Below are 1516 nucleotides of genomic sequence, written 5' to 3' on the forward strand. Positions count from 1 at the left end.
GACGGGGGGACCACGATGTAGACGCCGTCCTTACGGAGCCGGTCGCGCAGCAGAGCCGCGAAGGACTCGGTCGCGTTCTGCGGGCCGAGGCCCGAGGTCGGCGTCACCGCGACGTACACCGGGACGCCGAGCCGGGCGACGGACGCCCTGATCCGCGCGGCGGTGTCCGGGGGCAGCGCGCGGGGCGCGTGGTCGGTGACGTACACGGGGTCGCGGCGGAGCGCGGCGGCGATGGCGTCCGCGCGGTTCGCCGGGCCGGCGCGGTCCGGGGCGGGCGCCGCCCCGGCCGGTCCGCCGAGCAGCACGGCCCCCACCAGCCCCGCCAACAGAACCGACCACCCGCGCCACATGGCCCCGGAGTGTAGTGATGATCGTGCTATGTCGTGAAAGGGGGGATGTCCCCCTACCGGGGGAGACGGGCTCACCCGTGGTTCCCACGAAACCGGTGTCGGGCTACTCGTGGGTCATTGGATAGGGTCTGAGGTGGGGGATGACCCCGGATCGACCGTAGGTGAGCCCGGCTGGCACCGGGCGATACGACGTACGAGGAGAGCGGTTCCGTGACCATCCGAGTAGGCATCAACGGGTTCGGCCGGATCGGCCGCAACTTCTACCGCGCGGTGAAGGCGTCCGGGGCCGACATCGAGGTCGTGGCGGTCAACGACCTGACCGACAACGCCACGCTCGCCCAGTTGCTCAAGTACGACAGCATCCTCGGCCGCTTCCCCGAGGACGTGCGCGCCACCGAGAACGAGATCGTCGTCGGCGGCAAGGCCATCAGGGCCTTCGAGGAGCGCGACCCCGCGAACCTCAAGTGGAGCGACGTCGGCGCCGACATCGTCGTCGAGTCGACCGGTTTCTTCACCGACGCGAACAAGGCCCGGGTGCACGCCGACAACGGCGCCAAGAAGGTCATCATCTCCGCGCCGGCGAAGAACGAGGACCTCACCGTCGTCCTCGGCGTCAACGAGGACAAGTACGACCCGGCGAACCACACGGTGATCTCCAACGCGTCCTGCACCACCAACTGCCTGGCCCCGCTGGCCAAGGTGCTGCACGACAACTTCGTCATCGAGAAGGGCCTGATGACGACGGTCCACGCCTACACGCAGGACCAGAACCTGCAGGACGCCCCGCACAAGGACCTGCGCCGCGCCCGCGCCGCCGCGCTGAACGTGGTCCCGACCTCCACCGGCGCCGCGAAGGCGATCGGCCTGGTGCTGCCGGAGCTGAAGGGCAAGCTGGACGGCTACGCCCTGCGCGTCCCGGTGCCGACCGGCTCGGCCACCGACCTCACCGTCGAGCTGTCCCGCGACGTGACGGTCGAGGAGGTCAACGAGGCGTTCCGGGCGGCCGCCGAGGGCCCCCTCAAGGGCTACCTCACCTACACCGAGGACCCGATCGTCTCCAGCGACATCGTCACCGACCCGTCGTCCTGCATCTTCGACTCCGGGCTGACCAAGGTCATCGGCGACCAGGTGAAGGTCGTCGGCTGGTGCCGTTCGGCGATCCGAGC

At 70.1% G+C, this 1516-nt stretch carries 1 protein-coding gene and 1 pseudogene; one reads left to right on the top strand and one right to left on the bottom strand.

The genetic code is table 11. From position 1 onward, the window contains the following. Positions 1 to 350: pseudogene (locus AB0C69_RS42190) on the bottom strand (hypothetical protein); the annotation flags it as partial. Between the two features lie 210 nt (positions 351 to 560). On the opposite strand from AB0C69_RS42190, the gene gap reads away from it, so the two are divergent. After that, positions 561 to 1516 (top strand): type I glyceraldehyde-3-phosphate dehydrogenase (gene gap, locus AB0C69_RS42195; protein ID WP_360362552.1); only part of this gene is annotated, 956 nt, incomplete at its 3' end.

The organism is Actinomadura sp. NPDC048032 (genome assembly GCF_040653175.1).
Classification (GTDB): domain Bacteria; phylum Actinomycetota; class Actinomycetes; order Streptosporangiales; family Streptosporangiaceae; genus Spirillospora; species Spirillospora verrucosospora.